The 736-nt window shown below is 60.6% G+C and carries 1 protein-coding gene; it reads right to left on the reverse strand.

Annotation, left to right across the window (positions count from 1 at the left end; genetic code table 11):
* Nucleotides 1-31: 31 nt before the first annotated feature.
* Nucleotides 32-736, reverse strand: a 705-nt coding sequence (locus tag DJ73_RS05390) for an IS5 family transposase (RefSeq protein WP_141212906.1), incomplete at its 5' end; no start/stop codon positions are given.

Genomic DNA, 736 nt, shown 5'->3' on the forward strand with positions numbered 1-736 from the left:
TGCTTTGTTGAATCCGATGACGGCGCGGGGATCACTGTTTGAGAGCTTGTTCGAGGTTGTAGACTGCGGCGGTCAACACGAGTTCGCGGAACTCGCGGTACCAAGCGCGAGGGTGGACAGCGGGGCCGAACCGACGCTTGATGGCCGAAAAGGCGGTCTCGGCCATCCACCGCTGGCCGTATAGCTCGCTGTCCAACCGTGCGTTGTGCGCGTGATCGTACGCAGCGAACAGCCGGTGACGCAGCAACGGCCGGACGCCCGCTGAACGGAGGGCGTCCCGGAGAGATTGGTCGTCATAGCCTTTGTCGCCGGCGAGGCTCTCGATTTTCTCGGTGTTGCGAAGGGCAACTCGACGGCCAGTTTGGGTGTCGTGAGGCCAGTGTGCCGAGCAGTGAAGATCAAGGATGGCACACGAATCTGTATCGACGAGTGCCGTCGTTTTGAGCGTTCGTATGTGGCGATCCGAGCGGTGTTGGTAGTGTCTCGATGCCGTTTCGCGGTCGAAGAACGTGGCATCGATGGCACCGTGCGAGCCCGGATCGCAGATGGTCGCAGACTCCCGAAGGAAACCGCGCCACACCGACATGGGCACCCTCTCAAACGACCGGTACAGCGTTGAGGGTGCGGGAAATGCCGTTCGAGCGAGCTGTAACAGACCACGAACACGATCCATTTCACTCGCCCAATCGACGATCTCGCGGTACGTCGCATCCATGTGAACCCGCAAAAAGTGGAG

It is taken from the genome of Halorubrum sp. Ea1 (assembly GCF_002252965.1).
In the GTDB taxonomy this organism is placed as follows: Archaea; Halobacteriota; Halobacteria; order Halobacteriales; family Haloferacaceae; genus Halorubrum.